This window comes from Rhodococcus sp. 077-4 (assembly GCF_047782425.1).
Taxonomy (GTDB): Bacteria; Actinomycetota; Actinomycetes; order Mycobacteriales; family Mycobacteriaceae; genus Rhodococcoides.
In genome coordinates this window covers 112,587-130,657 of record NZ_JAJPWC010000004.1, presented here as the reverse complement: position 1 = coordinate 130,657, position 18,071 = coordinate 112,587, and the positions used below count along the sequence as shown (strand labels likewise).

The window sequence follows — 18,071 nt, the reverse complement described above, 5'->3', positions numbered from 1 at the left end:
CGATCATGGCCAGTTCGAGACGACTCACGCCCATCGACGCACGCAACACGTCGATGGTCATCGCCGACCAGATTCGCGACCGCATCATCGACGGGTCCTACGCACCCGGGGAACAGATCAACGAGGCCAACGTCGCCGCCGAACTGGAGATTTCGCGGGGACCGGTACGGGAGGCACTCCAGCGCCTCAATCAGGAGGGTTTGCTCGTCAGCTACCGCAATCGTGGCGTGTTCGTCGTCGAGCTCAGCAGTGACGACGTCACCGAGATCTACGAATCCCGGGCCGCGATCGAGGTGGGCGCCGCATGGACGCTGGTGCACGGCGATCGTGCGAACTTGGTGTCGGCCGCCGATGAGCTCTCGGCCATCGTGATGCAGATGCAGCCGTTCATCGATCGGGCGGATTGGCGCGGTCTTGCCGAACGGGACCTCGCGTTTCACACTGCACTCGTCGCGGCGACGCGCAACAGCCGGATGTCGCGGATGTATGCCACGCTCGCTGCGGAGGCCCGGATCTGCATGGCCAACCTGGAAACCGCCTACTACCGCCCCGAAGCGCTGGTGGAAGAGCACCAGCTGATCGTCGACCTCCTGCTCGGTTCGGACTGGGACGCACTGGAAAAGGGCGTCCACGAACACATGGACACCGCCATCCACGACCTCACCCGGGCGATGGTGGAAGAACACGCCGAGCACTCGGCATTGGCGACTCCGGGATAGATCTTCCCGTTGCAACACAGCCTTTACATCCGAAGTCTTGCGGACCTCCCGCTGCGGCGCATAGCCTGATTGTCAACAATCTACTAAATCAACTTCTTTGGAGGGGGTGCCCGTGAACGACTCACTCGACGCCGCCTACGTCACCGCACTCGGACCCGACGCGACCGCAGGACGGGCCGCTCCCGGCCTGGCCCGGTACCCCGACGTCCCGAACAGCACGCCGATCACGTTCACCGACGAGGAATACGAGGACCGGCTCGCGGCCGTCCGCGAGCGGATGGCGGAGCAGAATCTCACGGCGCTCATCGTCACCGATCCCGCGAACCTCTACTACCTGCTCGGCTACAACGCGCTCTCGTTCTACACGCCACAGATGCTGTACGTGCCGCTCGAAGGCGAGATGTACTTCTTCGCCCGCGAGATGGATGCCAACGGTGCGTTTCGCACGTCGTGGCTGCCGCAGGATCGGACCTTCGGCTACCCCGAAACATTCGTGCAGCGCAAGGACACTCACCCGTTCGTCTGGGTCGCCGCGAAGCTGCGTGAACTGGGACTCGTCAACAACTTCGAGCACGGACAAGTGGGCCTGGAGATGGACTCCTACTACTTCAGTCCCAAGGCGTTCGAAGCGCTGGTGAAGTCGCTGCCAGAATATCGCTTCACCGATTCCTACGAGCTGATCAACTGGGTACGGGTGGTCAAGTCGCCCGCGGAGATCGCACTGATGCGGGGTGCGGCACAAGTCTGTGAATCGGCCATGTCCGCTGCCTACCAGTCCATCTCGGTCGGAGAACGGCAGTGCGACGCGGCGGCGGCCATCATGAACGCGCAGGTGCGCGGTACTGCAGACTTCGGCGGCGATCATCCCGCCATCGTGCCGATGCTGCCCACCGGGGCCGGAGCGGACACTCCGCATCTGACGTGGTCTCACCAGCCCTTCGTGCGGGGCGAGACCACCGTCGTCGAACTTGCCGGGGTGTTTCGGCGCTACCACATCCCGATGGCACGCACGATCGTGCTCGGAAAGCCCAGTCCGCGTTTGGATTACCTCGCCAAGTCCACCGGAGAAGCGTTGAACGACGTACTCGCAACCGTGCGGGCCGGCGTCACCGCCACCGACCTGGCACAGGTGTGGAACACGAGCCTGGCCAAGCACGGACTGCACAAACCGTCGCGCATCGGCTACTCGATCGGCATCGCCTACGCACCCGACTGGGGTGAGCGCACCGTGAGTCTGCGCACCGACGACGACACCGTTCTCGCCGAGAACATGACGTTCCACATCATCGGCGGAATGTGGATGGACGACTACGGATACGAGGTGTCCGAGGCCGTTCGCGTCACCGAGAGCGGCCTCGAGACCTTCACCGCATACCCCCGAGAACTACTGACGAAGGAGTGAGCATGACCACCACAGAAGGTCGTTCCGCAGGCTTCACTCCTGCCACCCAAGGTCGTTCCGCAGGCTCCACTCCTGCCACCCAAGGTCGTTCCGCAGGCTCCACTCCTGCCACCCAAGGTCGTTCCGCAGGCTCCACTCCTGCCATCCCCTGGGCCATGCGAACCGACAAGCTGGTGGGATCGGTGATCGATTCGTCGACATCGCTCCTCGCGGCCCAGAAACACGACATCGTTCGCTTCGCGATGGGATCGCCTGCAGCCGAGACGGTTCCGGCCGCAGCGTTCACCGAGATCGCCGGCACCGTGCTCACTGCGGACGCGTTCGACTACGGTGCCACCGAGGGCGATCCCGGCTTGCTCGACGCGTTGCTCGCCTATCTGGAGTCGGTGGGGGAGCCCACGACCGAGGATCGGGTGGTCATCACCTCCGGCGGAATGCAGGGCCTCGACATCGCGTGCAAGCTGTTCGTCGATCCCGGCGACCTGGTGATCGTCGAAAGTCCCACGTACACCAACGGAACGGCCACCGTGCTCAGCTACGGAGGCGACATTCTCGAGGCCCCCATGGACAGCAACGGACTCATCGTCGAGGCATTGCCCGAGCTCGTCGAGCGTGCGGGGCGGCTGCCGAAGATGATCTACGTGATCCCCAACTTCCAGAACCCGTCCGGGGTAACCCTCTCGCTGGAGCGTCGAGAGTTGCTGATCGAGCTGGCGCACCGGTGGGGCTCGGTGATACTCGACGACGATCCGTACGGTCTGCTCCGCTTCTCGGGTGACCCCATTCCCAGCTTCGGTACGCTCAGCCCCAACGACCCGCTGATCTTCTCCGTGCGCACGTTCTCCAAGATGATCGCCCCCGGTCTTCGAGTGGGGTGGGTCGACGCCGCCCCCGAGGCGCGACAATTGATCGTCAATGCCAAACAGGCCATGGACACCTGTACCAATCTGCCTGCTCAGCGGATGGTGGCCGAGTACATCCGGCGCGGGTTGCTCGGCGATCATCTTCGGTCGCTGGCCGCGGTGTACTTGCCCCGAAAAGTCGCTATGCAGAACAGCATCGACAAATACTTCGGCGATTCCATGTCCACCACGGACCCGGAGGGCGGCTTCTTCCTCTGGGCGACGTTGCGTGGCAACGATGTCGACTTCTCGACCCAGGACCTGTTCGAGACGGCGTTGGCCGAAGGGGTTGCATACATTCCGGGACCGGCCCTGTCGGTGGGCGGAAAGTTCCACGACTCGCTGCGGCTGTGTTTCGCCTCGTCGACGCCCGAGCGTATCGACGAAGGAATCAGAAGGCTCGCGGCGGCGGTGGAGAAATCCAAGCACTTGCTCGCTTCCGACCCGACCCGATGACGGTCTCCAACAGCGAACGGGCTCTTCTCGATTCGATCGACGAGTACGAGATCGTCTCCCTGACTGCGTCTTTGATCGAAGCAGGCGGTGAGAATCCGGGCGACACCGAGGAAGGGACGGCAAAGGTTCTCGCTGAGTACTGTCGCGCACTGGGATTCGACGTACGGACCGTCGAGGTGGCTCCGGGTCGGCCCAACGTGATCGTGTCCATCGGATCCGGCGAGCGGTCAGGAATTCTGTTCGTAGGCCACTCCGACGTGGTTCCCGCGGGGACCGGCTGGACTGCCGATCCGTTCTCGCCCGTGGTTCGGGACGGCCGCATCATCGGCAGAGGGGCCTGCGACATGAAGGGCGGCCTCGCCGCCGTCGTGGCCGCAATGACCGCGGTGCACCGGGCCGGTCTTGCGGACGAGTACCCGATGACGTTGGCGTGTCTGGTCGACGAGGAGGACACCGGTCTGGGCATCCGAGCGTTCGTGGCCGAACCGGCGCAACGGAGCTTCAGCCATTGCGTCGTGGCCGAGCCGACGGATCTGGTGACCATCTTCGGATGCCGCGGCGCAGCCAATCTGGAGATCGACGTACGGGGCCGCTCCGCTCATGCGGGACAGCCGCGCAACGGAGTCAACGCAATTTCGGCAGCGGCACGCATCATCGAGATCATCGAGAACTCGCAGACCGACTTGGACGACAATCCTGACCCCGACCTGGGCCCGGCCACGTGGAACGTGGGAACCATATCCGGAGGGACCGGCACCTCGATGGTTGCCGATCGGTGCGTACTCACGGTCGATCGACGCCTTCTGCCCGGTGAGGACGCCACCACCGTCATCGAGCGACTGCGTGCGAAGATCGAGGCTGCCGACGTCCTCGATGCCGCAATCGACGTCCGCATCGACGTGGCGATGGAAATGCCGGGGTTCCTGACCAGTGTCGACGATGAGTTGGTCACCACTGCAAGGCAATCGGTCCGCGACATCGGATCTGCTGGTTCGACTGACATCTGGACGGCATCGTGCGATGGTGGTTTCGTGGCACAGCAGATGGGTATCCGCACCGTCGTGCTCGGTCCCGGGGAGATCGAAAAACAGGCGCATCGGCCCGACGAATCCGTTGCCGTGCAGCAATTGTTCGACAGCGCAAGGGCGTACGCATTGATAGCCACCAGAATCGCTGCGCCACCTGGTCTTTAGCTTTCGAGAAGGGGGTTGGCCGAAACGCACGTTCCGCTCGGTCGTAGAGTGGTCCGCTGCGAAGTACCACACCGACGCTCCATGTTCTTCACAAAAAGCGAGAGGTATTTCGACCGTGAACGAAAAATCGGGGTCGGCATCGTCGCCGACCGGATATCCACCGAGTACAGATACCCTGAGCCCGAACGAGACCAAAGTTCTGCACCGCGCCATCGGCGGATCCGCGCTGGGTAACGCGGTGGAGTGGTTCGACTACGCGGTGTACGGCTACCTGGCCGTGTACATCGCCGCCAACTTCTTCCCGTCCGAGGACGGGGGAGCGAGCCTGCTGTCCACATTCGCGGTGCTGGCTGCGTCGTTCATCATTCGGCCCATCGGCGGAATCGTGCTCGGCCCACTCGGCGATCGCATCGGCCGCCAGAAAGTACTCGTTCTGACCGTGTCGATGATGTCGGTGGCAACTGCCCTGATCGGCGTGCTCCCGACCTTCGACACCATCGGCATTGCCGCGCCCCTGCTGCTGCTCGCCTGCCGATTGGTGCAGGGCTTCTCCACCGGAGGTGAGTACGGCGGTGCTGCGGTGTTCATGGCCGAATATGCGCCCGACAAGCGTCGCGGGTTCTTCGGATCGTTCCTCGAATTCGGTACTCTCGCCGGCACGGTGGGCGGCGCAACCCTGTGTACCCTGCTCAACGTCGGCCTCGGCGACGAGACCATGGAGGCGTGGGGTTGGCGCATACCGTTCCTCGTGACGCTGCCGTTGGGCATCGTCGCCCTGTGGCTGCGGACCCGGCTCGAAGATTCGCCGGTGTTCGCCGAGGCGAAGAACGACGGTGAAACGGTCGAGGAAGGTTCGGGCGGAGCCATCGCTTCGCTCAAGACCACCATGACGTACTGGCAGCGAATCCTGATTCTGATGGGGTTCGTGCTGCTGCTCAACATCGCCTACTACACGGTGTTGACGTTCCTGCCGTCGTACCTCAGTGACACCCTGGGGCACAGCACGACTCAGTCCAACTTCACCCTCGTGGTGATCATGATCATCATGATGGCGATCATCAACCCCATCGGTGCTCTCTCCGACCGTGTTGGCCGAAAGCCGTTGCTGCTGGCGGCCTGCGTCGGGTACTTCGTGTTCAGCGTGCCGTTGTTCCTGCTGATCATCAACACCGGGCTCGTCGGTCAAACCATCGGTCTGCTCGGCCTCGGAGTGCTGCTGGTCATCATGTGTTCGTGCGTGTCGTCGACGCTGCCCGCACTGTTCCCCACTCAGGTTCGTTACGGAGCCTTCGCCATCGGGTACAACGTGTCGACCTCGCTCTTCGGTGGCACGGCTCCGCTGATCCTCACATTCCTGATCGACCGCACGGGCTCGAACCTGATTCCGGGCTGGTACATGATGATCGCGGCTGCCATTGCCTTCGTGCCGATTCTGTTGATGCCCGAAACCGCGGGCCGCTCACTACGCGGAACTCAGTGCCCCGGCGACAACGACGACGAGGTCGCGGCCTCCGGCGTGGAACTCGTCGGCTACAAGAAGAAGTAAGTGGCACCGGTTCTCGTCGTTCTGCACGCCGGCGACCTCCCCGACGGACTCGACTCCGTCGCGGAGGTCGCCGACATCCGGTACGCCACTGCCGACACCCTCGCCGATGCGGTCGACGGTGCCGATGCGCTGCTGCTGTGGGATTTCTTCTCTCCGGCAGTTCGATCGGCATGGCCGCACTGTGCATCGCTGAAGTGGATCCACATCGCCGCCGCGGGCGTCGACTCGTTGATGTTCGACGAGCTGGTCGAGTCCGATGTGATCGTGACCAATTCGCGAGGAATTTTCGATCGACCCATCGCCGAGTTCGTGCTGGCGCAGATTCTCGCGTTCGCCAAGGACTCGGAACGCTCACGCGCACTGCAACATTCGAGGCTCTGGCAGCATCGCGAGACCGAACGTATCGACAATGCGCACGCGATGATCGTGGGCACCGGCGCGATCGGCCGTGCCATCGCGCAGTTACTGACGGCGGTGGGAATGTCGGTCTCGGGCGTGGGTCGGACGGCGCGAGAAGGCGACCGTGACTTCGGCACGGTATATGCAAGCGACCGATTGTCCACCGCCGCAGCGGATGCCGACTATCTGATTCTGGTTGCGCCACTGACCGAGCAGACGCGCGGAATGGTCGACGGTTCGGTACTCGCGGCGATGAAGCCCGGGTCGCGAGTGGTGAATGTGGGCCGTGGTGAGTTGCTCGACACCGACGCGTTGCTCGAGCATCTCGAGTCCGGTCACATCGGGGGTGCTGCGCTGGACGTGTTCGAGACCGAGCCGCTCTCGGCCGACCATCCGTTGTGGACGGCCGAGAACGTTATCGTGACTCCACACATGAGCGGCGATGCCTCCGGGTGGAAGCAGCGGCTCGCACAGTTGTTCGTGGACAACGCTTTCCGCTACTTACGGGGCGAACCGTTGCTCAACGTCGTGGACAAGAAGCTCGGGTTCGTGGTGTGAAGCCTCAGTAGGCCCTCTCGTACTGCGGTGCCACGGCCGGAAGCATCTCGACGCCGAGTTCGCGGGCAGCGCGCCGTGGCCAGTACGGGTCACGCAGTAGTTCGCGCGCCAGCAGCACGGCCGTCGCCTCACCGAGCGAGACGATGTCCTCCGCCTGCTTGGGTTCGGTGATCATGCCGACTGCGGCGGCGGGCATCGTGGTCTCGTTCTGGATGCGTCGTGCGAACGGAACCTGGTAGCCAGGGCCGACCGGGATGTTGGCCCTGGCGTTGCCTCCGGTGGAGGTGTCGACCAGATCCACCCCGTGCTCGGTGAGGATCTGCGACAGCGCGACGGTTTGATCCGACGTCCAACTCGGGGCCTCCAATTGTGCTGCGCCCTCACTGTTCTCGGGCTCGTCCAGCCAGTCCGTGGCGGACAGGCGAACGAACACCGGAAGCTCGGCCGGCCACACCTCGCGCACTGCGTCGACGACCTCGATCAGTAGACGTGTGCGCGCTGCGAAATCGCCGCCGTACGAGTCGGTACGAGTGTTACTGGCAGGCGACAGGAACTGGTGCAGGAGGTATCCGTGCGCGCCGTGTATCTCGGCCACCCGAAATCCCGCTTTCAGGGCGCGCTGGGCGGCCGTGCGGAAGTCGTCGACGATTTTCGCGATGTCCTCCGCTGTTGCTTCCCGCGGAGTGGCGTAGTCGCCGAATGCAATCGCGCTCGGGCCCACGGTCTCCCAGCTTCGAGAATCCTCGGAAGGCAAGGACTTGCCACCCGACCAGGGTGCAGCCGTCGACGCCTTGCGGCCGGCGTGTGCCAGCTGAATGCCCGGGACGGTACCGAAGGAGGAGATCTCGGCGACGATCTTCGCCAGTGCGTCGGCCTGGGTGTCGTTCCAGATCCCGAGGTCCGACGGGCTGATGCGGCCCTCGGGGCTGACGGCGGTGGCCTCGGTGATGATCAGACCGGCACCGCCGATCGCACGGCTCACCAGGTGCGTGCGATGCCAGTCTCCCGCGACGCCGACGTGTTCACCGGACTCGTCGGCCGAGTACTGGCACATCGGTGCCATCCACACCCGGTTCGGGAAGGTGACGTCGCGCAGGGTCAAAGGCTCGAACAGTGCACTCACAGGTGGTTCCTCCGGTCATTTGTGAATCGACGATGGTGAAGTCGATCATCTCGACGTTGTGCTGCAACGACGCGGCGATGCAGCTTCATTCCCGGCCCCTATTACTGTGTAGTTCATGACTGCTTCCGTCTCGGCCGAATCGGCGACCACGACTGCCGACGAGCGCGAGAACGTGCACGCTGCAGCGCGCCGTGCGCGGACCGCCTCGCGCGCGCTCGCACTGCTGACGACCGCGCAGAAGGATTCGTTGCTGCACGCGGCGGCCGACGCCGTCGTCGCTGCGGCGGATTCGGTGCTCGCGGCGAACGCGTCCGACATCGAGATCGCTCGAGCCGCCGGAACCGACGAGGGTCTGATCGACCGGTTGCGGCTCACCGGGTCGCGCATCGACGGCATCGCGGCGGGACTGCGACAGGTGGCCGGGCTTCCCGACCCGATCGGCGAGATCGTCCGCGGCTCGACGCTTCCCAACGGGCTCGAGATCAGGCAGCTGCGAGTTCCACTCGGAGTGGTGGGCATGGTCTACGAGGCTCGGCCCAACGTCACCGTCGACGCGTTCGGGCTTGCCTTCAAGTCCGGCAACGCGGTGTTGTTGCGCGGGTCTTCGTCGGCCGCCCAGTCCAACGCCGCGCTGGTCGATGCCCTCCAGGGAGCCTTGCGCGATCACGGTCTGCCCGAGAGCTCAGTGCAGTTGCTCGGGAGCGCGGACCGCGCCACGGTCACGCACCTCATTCAGGCGCGCGGTCTGGTGGACGTGGTGATTCCGCGTGGTGGAGCGGGGTTGATCGCTGCTGTGGTGCGCGATGCCACCGTCCCGACCATCGAGACCGGCGTCGGAAACTGCCACGTCTACGTGCACGCGTCCGCCGATCACGAGACGGCCGAGAAGATCGTGCTCAACGCCAAGACCCGCAGGGTCAGCGTGTGCAACGCCGCCGAAACCGTGTTGGTCGACGCGGCAATCGCCGAGACCATGGTGCCGAGGTTGCTGCAGGCGTTCCAGATGCACAGCGTCACGGTGCACGGAGACCTGGCCGGCCTCGTGCCTGCGCACGACGAGGACTGGTCGCAGGAGTACCTCTCGCTCGATATCGCGCTGAAGGTCGTCGGCGGTATCGACGAGGCGATCGAGCACATAGATCGGTACGGCTCCGGCCACACGGAGGCCATCGTCGCAACCGATCTCGGTGCCGCACGAGAGTTCACCCAGCGGGTCGACGCGGCCGCGGTGATGGTCAATGCCTCCACCGCGTTCACCGACGGTGAGCAGTTCGGCTTCGGAGCCGAGATCGGCATCTCGACTCAGAAGTTGCATGCCCGTGGGCCCATGGGACTGCCCGAATTGACCTCCACCAAATGGACGGTGTGGGGCGACGGGCACGTCCGAGACTGACCACCCCTCGCAGTACCCGCCACACCCGATCATCAGGAGCTGTGACATGGATCGTGCCCTACCGACGACACCCCCGCTGTTCGCCAGCGTGGACGACGTCCAGAGGCGTTTGGCCGAGACGGGTTACCTGGCCGACAAGGCCACGGCCACCTCGGTGTTCCTGGCCGATCGCCTCGGCAAGCCGCTGCTGATCGAAGGACCGGCGGGCGTCGGCAAGACCGAGCTGGCCCGCGCCGTCGCGCAGACGACCGGTGCCGAGCTGGTGCGGTTGCAGTGTTACGAGGGCGTCGACGAGGCCCGCGCGCTGTACGAGTGGAACCACGCCAAACAGATCCTGCGCATCCAGTCGGGAACCGCGGCCGATTGGGACTCGACCAAGTTGGACGTCTTCTCCGAAGAGTTCCTGCTGGCGCGGCCACTCCTGCAGGCGATTCGGCGTACCGATCCCACGGTTCTGCTGATCGACGAGACCGACAAGGCCGACGTCGAGATCGAAGGACTGTTGCTCGAGGTGCTGAGCGACTTCGCCATCACCATTCCCGAGCTCGGCACGATCGTTGCCGAGCGCACGCCGTTCGTGGTGCTCACCTCCAATGCCACTCGTGAACTGTCCGAGGCCCTCAAGCGCCGCTGTCTGTTCCTGCACCTCGACTTCCCCGACGCCGACCTCGAGCGCCGGATTCTCGCCAGCCGGGTTCCCGAGCTGCCCGAGGCCATCGCGGAACAGATGATCAAGACCGTGCGGGTACTGCGGGCAATGCAGCTCAAGAAGCTGCCGTCGGTGGCCGAGACCATCGACTGGGGACGCACTCTGCTGGCGCTCGGCATGGACACCCTCGACGACGATGCGGTCCGCTCCACGCTCGGCGTGGTGCTCAAGCATCAATCGGACCAGGTCCGGGCGGCTGCCGAACTCCGGCTCAACTGACATGCTGGCCCCGCACGGACTTCCCGGTCACCTCGTCGGCTTCGTCGAGGCGCTGCGTCGACGCGGAATTTCGGTGGGGCCGTCGGAGACCGTGGATGCCGGACGCGTGATGTCGGTGCTGGATCTGTTGGACCGAGAAGCCGTCCGCGAGGGGCTGGCCTGCGCGCTGCTGAGGCGACCGACCCATCGCGGTGTGTTCGACGCGTTGTTCGACCTGTGGTTTCCTGTTGCGTCGGGCACCAGGGACTCGGGGCAGATCGATACCGCGCTGCCTCGCACCGACGCCGGCGACGTCGACATCGACGCGCTCCGGGAGCTGTTGGTGGATCTGCTCTCGGACGATTCGGCCGAGGCCGCGGAGCTGACCCGGATGCTGGCCGCGCAGATGGTCGAGGAACTCGGTCAGTACAAGTCCTCGAACGGGCCCTCGTTCTCGGCGTATCAGGCCCTGCGCGACGTCGCACCCGATACGTTGCTGCGCAAGATCCTCGACGGATTGCTCGGCCGGAGCGACGATGCACCCGATCGCCCCACCGACGACTACGAGTCCGAGGTGGCCAAACGCACTGCAGCGCAACGCATCGCCGACCTACGCAAGATGGTCGAGAGCGAGACGAGACGCCGGTCGGCCGAGAAGCTTGGCCGTGAGCGGGTGGCGAGCTACGGCGTGCCCAAGCTCGCGGAGGAAGTCGATTTTCTGCGGGCTTCCGACACGGAGATGGCGGCGCTGCGACGCAACGTCACACCGCTGGCTCGGCTGTTGGCCTCGCGACTTGCGGTGCGGCGCAGCCGAAGCAGGCACGGCTCCATCGATCTGCGCCGTACGCTGCGCAAGTCGATGTCCACCGGAGGGATCCCGATCGATCTGGTCGAGCGCAAGCCGCGTCGAGCCCGCCCCGAATTGGTTGTGCTGTGCGATGTCTCGGGCTCGGTGGCAGGTTTCAGCAACTTCACCCTGTTGTTGGTGCACGCGTTGCGCGAGCAGTTCTCGCGAGTGCGGATCTTCGCGTTCATCGATTCCACCGACGAGGTGACGCGATTCTTCGACTCCGGTTCCGACCTCGGCGCTGCGATGAGCCGCATCATCCGGGAGTCCGATCTGGTGACGTACGACGGGCACTCGGACTACGGCCATGCCCTGACGACATTCGACGAGAAATACGCGCACGCGGTCACCAGTCGTAGCTCGGTGCTGATACTCGGCGATGCCCGCACCAATTACCGGGAACCGAAGCTGCCCGCACTGGCACACATCGTCTCGGTGGCCAAATACGCCTATTGGCTCAATCCCGAACCGAAATCGCAGTGGGGATCCGGCGATTCGGCCGCCAAGGTGTACGCCGACGTGATCGCCATGCACGAATGTCGATCGGCTCAGCAGCTGGCCACCGTGGTCTCACGACTGTTGCCGGTGTGAGGCGTGTGACGCCCGGAGGTACCTCGGACGTAGAATCGGCAGTTGTGCAGCGCGAATCCGACCCAGGCGACGACACAGGTAGGCCGTCCGTTCGCCGTTTGGGCGTCATGGGCGGCACCTTCGACCCGATTCATCACGGGCACCTCGTCGCTGCCAGCGAAGTGGCGAACAAGTTCGGTCTGGACGAGGTCATCTTCGTTCCCACCGGCAACCCATGGCAGAAGGAAGGCAAATCGGTCAGCCCGGCCGAGGACCGGTACCTGATGACCGTCATCGCGACGGCGTCCAATCCGCGTTTCTCGGTCAGCCGGGTGGACGTCGATCGGGAGAAGTCGACCTACACCGTCGACACCCTGCGCGATCTGCGGACGCAGCATCCCAATGCGGAGCTGTACTTCATCACCGGCGCGGACGCGCTCGAGTCGATCCTCACGTGGCAGAACTGGGAGGAGTTGTTCGAGCTCGCCAAGTTCGTCGGTGTGTCGCGTCCGGGGTTCGAGCTCGGCGTCGAACATCTGGCCAATCACCTTCGGTCGCTGCCCGCGGACACTCTCACATTGATGGAAATCCCGGCACTCGCGATATCGTCGACGGACTGTCGACTTCGAGCCGGTGAGAATCGGCCCGTCTGGTATCTCGTACCGGACGGCGTCGTGCAATACATCTCGAAGAGAAATCTCTACAGACCACGAGGCGCTCAGCGTCTCGACGGATCCGTCACCATGTCGGAGCCGGCGCCACAGAAGAAGCAACAGGCAGGGTCGGTCACCAGCGCAATGACCGCGAACCCGAGCCATACGAGTGGGAGTACACCGAAGTGACTGCAACAGCCGAAGCCACCGAGATGGCGCGAATCGCCGCACTCGCAGCAGACGACAAACTGGCCGGCGACGTGGTGATTCTCGACGTCTCCGATCAGCTCTACATCACCGATTGCTTCGTGATCGCCTCCGCACCCAACGAACGTCAGGTCAACGCGATCGTGGAGAACATCGAGGATCAGCTCCGTGAGGCCGGACACAAGCCGGTCCGTCGCGAGGGCACAAGAGAGGGCCGCTGGGCGCTGCTGGACTACTCCGACATCGTCGTGCACGTCCAGCACAACGAGGAGCGCAACTTCTACGCCCTCGAGCGGCTGTGGAAGGACTGCCCGACCATCGAGGTTCCCGGTCTCGGTCAGCATCCGGCTCCGGAATCGGAGCAATGATTCGACGGCTCATCCTGCTTCGGCACGGTCAAACGGAGTACAACGCCACCGACCGCATGCAGGGTCAGCTCGACACCGATCTTTCCGAGCTCGGACGGAGTCAGGCGAAGTCGGCGGCCGCCGAGCTGGCGACGCGTGAGCCGATCAGGATCGTCTCCTCCGATCTGCGTCGAGCTCTCGACACCGCCGAGGCACTCGGCGAGGCCGCGGGAGTGTCGGTATCGACCGACCAGCGTCTACGCGAGACCCATCTGGGTCAGTGGCAGGGACTGACCCACACCGAAGTCGACGACATCGCGCCCGGTGCTCGCCCCACCTGGCGGGCCGACGCCACCATTGCCCCACCGGGTGGCGAGAGTCGTATCGACGTCGCCCGACGCAGCGTGCCACTGGTCCGTGAGCTGCTGGCCGGTGTCACCGAATGGGGTCTCGACGGCAGCGAGCGACCGCTCGTTCTCGTTGCGCACGGTGGACTGATCGCAGCACTCTCAGCGGCGCTGCTGGACCTACCGGTCGATCGCTGGCCGGTGCTCGGTGGTCTCGCCAACACCAGCTGGGTGCAACTCGGTGCGCACGGACCGGGCGAGAACCCGTCCTGGCGACTGGACGTGTGGAACGCCTCGGCGCGAGTGGCCAGTGACGTCCTCTGACGAGACGACGGCGCGGCCCGCGCTGCTCGTGCTCGCGGACTCGCTGAGCTACTACGGACCGGAGGGCGGACTGCCCGTCGACGACCCGCGCTTGTGGCCCAATCTCGTTGCGGCGGAACTGGGTTGGACGGTGGAACTGGTCGCGCGCATCGGTTGGACCAGTCGTGATGCGTGGTGGGCACTGACCCAGGATCCGCGAGTGTGGGCCGCTATTCCTCACGCCGGTGCCGTCGTACTGGGAATCGGCGGCATGGATTCACTCCCGTCACCGTTGCCGACTGCGCTCCGGGAGCAGATCAGATACATCAGACCGCCTGCACTTCGCCGGGTCGTTCGCGCGGGGTACCAAGCGGTGCAACCTGTGCTGTCGCATCTGGGTTGGCCGGTGGCACTGCCGCCGCGGCTCAGCGTCGAATACCTCGAGCAGACCCGCGCAGCGTTGGCCTACGTGCGGCCCGAACTTCCTGTGATCGGTACCTACCCGTCGGTGCACCGCTGCGACGCCTACGGCCAGGTGCATTCGGGTCGCGAACCCGCTGTGCGTGCGCTGCGCGCGTGGAGCTCGAACAACAACGTCCCCATGGTCGACCTCGCCGACGCGGTGCGCCCGAACATCGAGTCCGAGAACGCGAACCCCGACGGTATCCACTGGGGGTGGGATGCCCACGTCGCGGTGGCCGCGTCGATGCTGGAAGTGCTGCGACCCGTCACCGCCGGGTCGGTCACCCGAACGCCATGACCGTCGCCGTCGTCACCGACTCCTCGTCCTGTCTGCCGGTCGCACTCGCCGAAAAGCGAGGCATCGCACTGGTGCCACTGCATGTGCTCGTCGACGAAATCGACCATCGCGAGGGCGTCGACGAGATTCCCGAACACTCCACCTCGGGAAAGCCGGTGACCACCGCAGGGGCCTCGCCGGGTGAGTTGACCGAGGTCTATGCCGCGGCTCTCGAACACAGTCGGGGTGCAGGTGTGGTTGCCCTCCATATCTCCCGCGGACTGTCCAGCACGTGGGAAGCTGCACGCCAGGCCGCAGCTCACGTGGGCTCCGCCGTTCGAGTCGTCGATTCCGCCTCGGCCGGAATGGGACTGGGCTTCGCGGCACTGGCTGCGGCCGCCACCGCCGGCAGGGGAGCAGACCTGGACGAGGTCTACCGTGACGCCGTCGCGGCATCGACGTCGACGAGGTGTTTCATCGTCGTCGATCGACTCGACCACTTGCGACGCGGAGGCCGCATCGGCACTGCGGCAGCATTGCTCGGTACCGCGCTTGCCATGAAGCCGGTACTGCACATCAGTGACGGCAAACTGGTGCTGCGGGAAAAGACGCGGACATCGTCCAAGGCGCTGAACAAGCTGGTCGACGCGGCTGTCGCAGCCGCAACCGAGGTAGGTGACGAATCGGGGGTTGCGCTCGCGGTGCATCACATGCAGTGCGCGGAGCGCGCCGAGGACGTGGCCGCAATGCTGACCTCCCGCATCCCGCAGTCGACCAGCATCGATGTCTATCCCTTCGGTGCTGTACTCGGTGCCCATGTCGGCCCCGGCGCTGTCGGTGTCGTCGTGGCTCCGGCACGCCGATAGCGGCGTCGATCACCCGGTTCGTCCACAGTCATCGAGTTGTGCACAGGGCAATTCTCGGCCTGCACTTTCCGTGACCGAACGCCGATCCCTGGCGCTAGCGTCCTGATGCATGGGCGGTAGCGAGGATCGGGCGCACACGGTAGCGCGATTGAACTCCGTGCGCAGACAACATGTTTCGGTGCGCGATCGCGTCGACGCCGACGAAACGGCCCTGGATGCCGAATCCTCGGAACCCGATTGGCTGCTGCCGCAGGCGCAGCGAGCCGGTACCCCGTGGTCGTCCCTGCTGCCGCAGCGGTGGCGAACCGCCCGAGTGGATCCCGGGAAGCCGGGGGCACTGGCGCTGGCGGTAGCAGGAATATTCGTCGTACTCGTCGCGGCATTCGCGGTGTTCCGTGATGCGCCGACCCCGGCTCCTGCTCCGCCGCTCGCCGTGGTCGCGACCGACACAGCGGATACCCCCGGAACGGTGGGAACCGGGGACGCGGTCGATCCTGTGCCGAGCGCCGAGGCCGAACTGGTCGTGAGTGTCGTCGGCCTGGTGAGGAAACCCGGATTGGTACGGCTGCAACCGGGTTCGCGGGTGGCCGACGCGTTGGCCGCAGCGGGCGGCGCAGTCGAGGGCGCCGATCTGCTGGCACTGAACATGGCCGCGCGAGTCGCCGACGCTGATCAGATCGTCGTCGGAGTGGTGCCACCGGAGGGAGCCCCTCCGGTCAGCGGCACGACATCCGAGAGCGGTACTGCGGCAGCCGGAGGTGCACCGGCCGGTCCAGAAGGTGCAGCACCGGGCGGGACGGTGGACCTCAACGCCGCGACCGTCGCAGAACTGGACGCGTTGCCAGGGGTGGGGCCGGTGACCGCGACATCGATCGTGAGTTGGCGAGATCTCAACGGCCGCTTCGTCACTGTGGACCAGCTCGCCGAAGTGGACGGCATCGGGCCCGGCAGGCTGGCTAAGATCCGCGATCTGGTGCACATCGGATGACCACCGATGCCGCGTCGCCCACTACGGCGGGAGCAGAGGAATTCCTGCCGTTCGACGTGCGCCTCGTGCCCGCCGCCGCGGTGTGCTGGTCGATCACCGCGATCGGAATTCTCGGTGGCCCTGGTGCCGCACTGGTCGCCACCGCCGCGGCCGTCGCCGTCGTGCTGCTCGTGGCGATGGCGTTGTGCGGAGTGACTGTTCGACGCCCCTTGCCGGGCTCGAGTACGGCCGGTGCAGCGGCGGTGATCGTGCTCGCCCTGTGCTTCGGCGGAGCGATCTGGCTTCAGATGCGCGCGTTGGCCGAACATCCCGTGGCCTCGGCCGCAGAAAATCGAGCGTGGATAACGGCGTCGGTGCAGCTCGAGGAGGACCCGCGTCGATTGTCGGCACCCGGATCTCCGACGGTGATGCTGAAGGCCGAGTTGACCCGTGTCGACGTGGGCGGTGAAGCACTGTACGTCGGCGGACGGGTGTCGATCATCGCACCGGAGTCGAGTTGGTCGGCGCTGCTTCCGGGACAGGAGATCACCGTGCGCGGCCGGCTCGGTGCGCCGATTCGACCGGACATGAGCGTGGGGGTGATCCGCACCTCGGGTCCGCCCGTCACCGTGGCCGAGCCCGGGATCGTCTCTGCCGCAGCCGGCACATTTCGATCGAAACTGGCTGAGGTGGCGCAGAATTCGATGCCGCCGGACAGGGCCGGTCTGCTGCCCGGTCTCGTGGTCGGGGATGTGTCGCGGTTGGACGAGACGGTGGTCGAGAACTTCCGAGCAGCCGGGCTGACACATCTGACGGCAGTCTCCGGCGCAAATTTCTCGATCGTGATCGGTGCGGTCCTGTTGGTGTTGCGAGGCATCGGGATCGGTCCTCGCGCCACAGTTGTGGTGGCGTTCTTCGTCCTCGTGGCGTTCGTGGTCGTGGCCCGCCCGTCACCGAGTGTGGTGCGGGCGGCAGTGATGGGGTCGATCGGACTGTTGGCGTTGGTGACCGGCAGACGTAGGCAAGCAGTTCCGGCGCTGTGTGGCGCTGTGTTGGGGCTGCTCGCGTGGTGGCCGAGGCTGGCGGTCGACGTCGGCTTCGTGCTGTCGGTGTTCGCCACCGCCGGGCTGGTGCTGGTCGCACCGATCTGGGTGGACTGGCTTCGGGCCCGTGGCTGGCCCAGAGCAGCCGCCGAGGTGGTCGCCGTCGCCGCAGCAGCCCACGCGGTGACGGCTCCGGTGGTGGCGGCGATGACGGGAACCTTCAGTGTCGTGGGCGTCGCCGCGAACGTGCTGGTCGCACCGGTCGTTGCTCCGATCACGGTGGTAGGCATCGTCACTGCCGTGATCGCCACTGTCAGCATCTCGTTCGCCGAGCTGACGGCACAGCTGGCGTCGGCTCCGCTGTGGTGGTTGATCGCAGTGGCGGAAAGGGCCGCGTCCGTGCCTGCAGCGGGAATCGTCACTCCGGACGGCCCATGGGGCGCCGCGCTGGCAGCGTTCGCAACGGTCGCTCTGTTGGCGGCCTTGCGGTTCACCGTGATCCGCTGGGCGGCGGCACTGCTGGCCATCGCGGCCCTGGCGCTGTGGACGGCGCACGCACTGTGGTGAGTCGCCGGAAGAAGCGG

At 65.3% G+C, this 18,071-nt stretch carries 17 protein-coding genes; 16 read left to right on the top strand and 1 reads right to left on the bottom strand.

What is annotated here, in order from left to right:
- The first annotated feature begins 5 nt into the window (after positions 1–5).
- The 6 genes from ACNEOT_RS21035 to ACNEOT_RS21010 all read left to right on the top strand — a co-directional run bounded on the left by ACNEOT_RS21035 (position 6) and on the right by ACNEOT_RS21010 (position 7,175).
- Positions 6–719: a GntR family transcriptional regulator gene (locus ACNEOT_RS21035; RefSeq protein ID WP_415976563.1), complete on the top strand. Its 714-nt coding sequence runs from the start codon at positions 6–8 to the stop codon at positions 717–719.
- A gap of 223 nt (positions 720–942) precedes the next feature.
- Complete coding sequence (locus tag ACNEOT_RS21030) at positions 943–2,121, top strand: M24 family metallopeptidase (protein WP_415976723.1); 1,179 nt, start codon at positions 943–945, stop codon at positions 2,119–2,121.
- Positions 2,122–2,276: 155 nt separating this feature from the next.
- Positions 2,277–3,479: a PLP-dependent aminotransferase family protein gene (locus tag ACNEOT_RS21025; protein ID WP_415976722.1), complete on the top strand. Its 1,203-nt coding sequence runs from the start codon at positions 2,277–2,279 to the stop codon at positions 3,477–3,479.
- On the top strand, positions 3,476–4,672 hold the full coding sequence (locus ACNEOT_RS21020; RefSeq protein WP_415976562.1) for a M20 family metallopeptidase: 1,197 nt from the start codon (positions 3,476–3,478) through the stop codon (positions 4,670–4,672). The genes ACNEOT_RS21025 and ACNEOT_RS21020 overlap by 4 nt, the downstream gene beginning before the upstream one ends.
- Positions 4,673–4,847: 175 nt before the next feature.
- Positions 4,848–6,218, top strand: coding sequence for an MFS transporter (locus ACNEOT_RS21015; protein WP_415976721.1), 1,371 nt, complete (start codon positions 4,848–4,850; stop codon positions 6,216–6,218).
- Positions 6,219–7,175: a D-2-hydroxyacid dehydrogenase gene (locus ACNEOT_RS21010; RefSeq protein WP_415976561.1), complete on the top strand. Its 957-nt coding sequence runs from the start codon at positions 6,219–6,221 to the stop codon at positions 7,173–7,175.
- Between the two features lie 4 nt (positions 7,176–7,179).
- On the opposite strand, the gene ACNEOT_RS21005 is transcribed toward ACNEOT_RS21010, so the two are convergent.
- Entirely contained in the window at positions 7,180–8,298 is a 1,119-nt protein-coding gene (locus tag ACNEOT_RS21005) for an NADH:flavin oxidoreductase/NADH oxidase (RefSeq protein ID WP_415976560.1), read from the bottom strand.
- A 115-nt stretch (positions 8,299–8,413) separates the two neighbouring features.
- Here ACNEOT_RS21005 and ACNEOT_RS21000 point away from each other — a divergent pair, with 115 nt between their 5' ends.
- From ACNEOT_RS21000 to ACNEOT_RS20955, 10 genes are all read left to right on the top strand, one after another.
- Positions 8,414–9,691, top strand: coding sequence for a glutamate-5-semialdehyde dehydrogenase (locus ACNEOT_RS21000; protein WP_415976559.1), 1,278 nt, complete (start codon positions 8,414–8,416; stop codon positions 9,689–9,691).
- 46 nt (positions 9,692–9,737) lie between these two features.
- Positions 9,738–10,619, top strand: a complete 882-nt coding sequence (locus ACNEOT_RS20995; protein WP_037193103.1) for an AAA family ATPase — start codon at positions 9,738–9,740, stop codon at positions 10,617–10,619.
- A 1-nt stretch (position 10,620) separates the two neighbouring features.
- Positions 10,621–12,036, top strand: coding sequence for a vWA domain-containing protein (locus tag ACNEOT_RS20990; RefSeq protein WP_415976558.1), 1,416 nt, complete (start codon positions 10,621–10,623; stop codon positions 12,034–12,036).
- A 107-nt stretch (positions 12,037–12,143) separates the two neighbouring features.
- Positions 12,144–12,857 carry a nicotinate-nucleotide adenylyltransferase gene (nadD, locus tag ACNEOT_RS20985; RefSeq protein ID WP_415976720.1) on the top strand — a complete coding sequence of 238 codons (714 nt, stop codon included), beginning with the start codon at positions 12,144–12,146 and terminating at the stop codon, positions 12,855–12,857.
- Positions 12,854–13,243, top strand: coding sequence for a ribosome silencing factor (gene rsfS / locus ACNEOT_RS20980; protein ID WP_415976557.1), 390 nt, complete (start codon positions 12,854–12,856; stop codon positions 13,241–13,243). The genes nadD and rsfS overlap by 4 nt, the downstream gene beginning before the upstream one ends.
- Positions 13,240–13,893: a histidine phosphatase family protein gene (locus ACNEOT_RS20975; protein ID WP_415976556.1), complete on the top strand. Its 654-nt coding sequence runs from the start codon at positions 13,240–13,242 to the stop codon at positions 13,891–13,893. The genes rsfS and ACNEOT_RS20975 overlap by 4 nt, the downstream gene beginning before the upstream one ends.
- Positions 13,880–14,632, top strand: a complete 753-nt coding sequence (gene octT, locus ACNEOT_RS20970; protein ID WP_415976555.1) for a diglucosylglycerate octanoyltransferase — start codon at positions 13,880–13,882, stop codon at positions 14,630–14,632. The genes ACNEOT_RS20975 and octT overlap by 14 nt, the downstream gene beginning before the upstream one ends.
- Entirely contained in the window at positions 14,629–15,477 is an 849-nt protein-coding gene (locus ACNEOT_RS20965; RefSeq protein ID WP_415976554.1) for a DegV family protein, read from the top strand. The genes octT and ACNEOT_RS20965 overlap by 4 nt, the downstream gene beginning before the upstream one ends.
- Positions 15,478–15,586: 109 nt before the next feature.
- Positions 15,587–16,465, top strand: coding sequence for a ComEA family DNA-binding protein (locus tag ACNEOT_RS20960; protein ID WP_415976553.1), 879 nt, complete (start codon positions 15,587–15,589; stop codon positions 16,463–16,465).
- On the top strand, positions 16,462–18,054 hold the full coding sequence (locus tag ACNEOT_RS20955) for a ComEC/Rec2 family competence protein (protein WP_415976552.1): 1,593 nt from the start codon (positions 16,462–16,464) through the stop codon (positions 18,052–18,054). Before ACNEOT_RS20960 ends, ACNEOT_RS20955 begins: the two co-directional genes overlap by 4 nt.
- The last annotated feature ends 17 nt before the right edge of the window (positions 18,055–18,071 follow it).

Excerpts from the sequence above, each read along its gene's own strand:
- ACNEOT_RS21035 (WP_415976563.1), top strand. The coding sequence starts at position 6 with ATGGCCAGTTCGAGACGACTCACGCCCATCGACGCACGCAACACGTCG.
- ACNEOT_RS21025 (WP_415976722.1), top strand. The coding sequence starts at position 2,277 with ATGCGAACCGACAAGCTGGTGGGATCGGTGATCGATTCGTCGACATCG.
- ACNEOT_RS21020 (WP_415976562.1), top strand. The coding sequence starts at position 3,476 with ATGACGGTCTCCAACAGCGAACGGGCTCTTCTCGATTCGATCGACGAG.
- ACNEOT_RS21000 (WP_415976559.1), top strand. The coding sequence starts at position 8,414 with ATGACTGCTTCCGTCTCGGCCGAATCGGCGACCACGACTGCCGACGAG.
- ACNEOT_RS20995 (WP_037193103.1), top strand. The coding sequence starts at position 9,738 with ATGGATCGTGCCCTACCGACGACACCCCCGCTGTTCGCCAGCGTGGAC.
- ACNEOT_RS20990 (WP_415976558.1), top strand. The coding sequence starts at position 10,621 with ATGCTGGCCCCGCACGGACTTCCCGGTCACCTCGTCGGCTTCGTCGAG.
- nadD (WP_415976720.1), top strand. The coding sequence starts at position 12,144 with ATGGGCGGCACCTTCGACCCGATTCATCACGGGCACCTCGTCGCTGCC.
- ACNEOT_RS20975 (WP_415976556.1), top strand. The coding sequence starts at position 13,240 with ATGATTCGACGGCTCATCCTGCTTCGGCACGGTCAAACGGAGTACAAC.
- ACNEOT_RS20965 (WP_415976554.1), top strand. The coding sequence starts at position 14,629 with ATGACCGTCGCCGTCGTCACCGACTCCTCGTCCTGTCTGCCGGTCGCA.
- ACNEOT_RS20960 (WP_415976553.1), top strand. The coding sequence starts at position 15,587 with ATGGGCGGTAGCGAGGATCGGGCGCACACGGTAGCGCGATTGAACTCC.
- ACNEOT_RS20955 (WP_415976552.1), top strand. The coding sequence starts at position 16,462 with ATGACCACCGATGCCGCGTCGCCCACTACGGCGGGAGCAGAGGAATTC.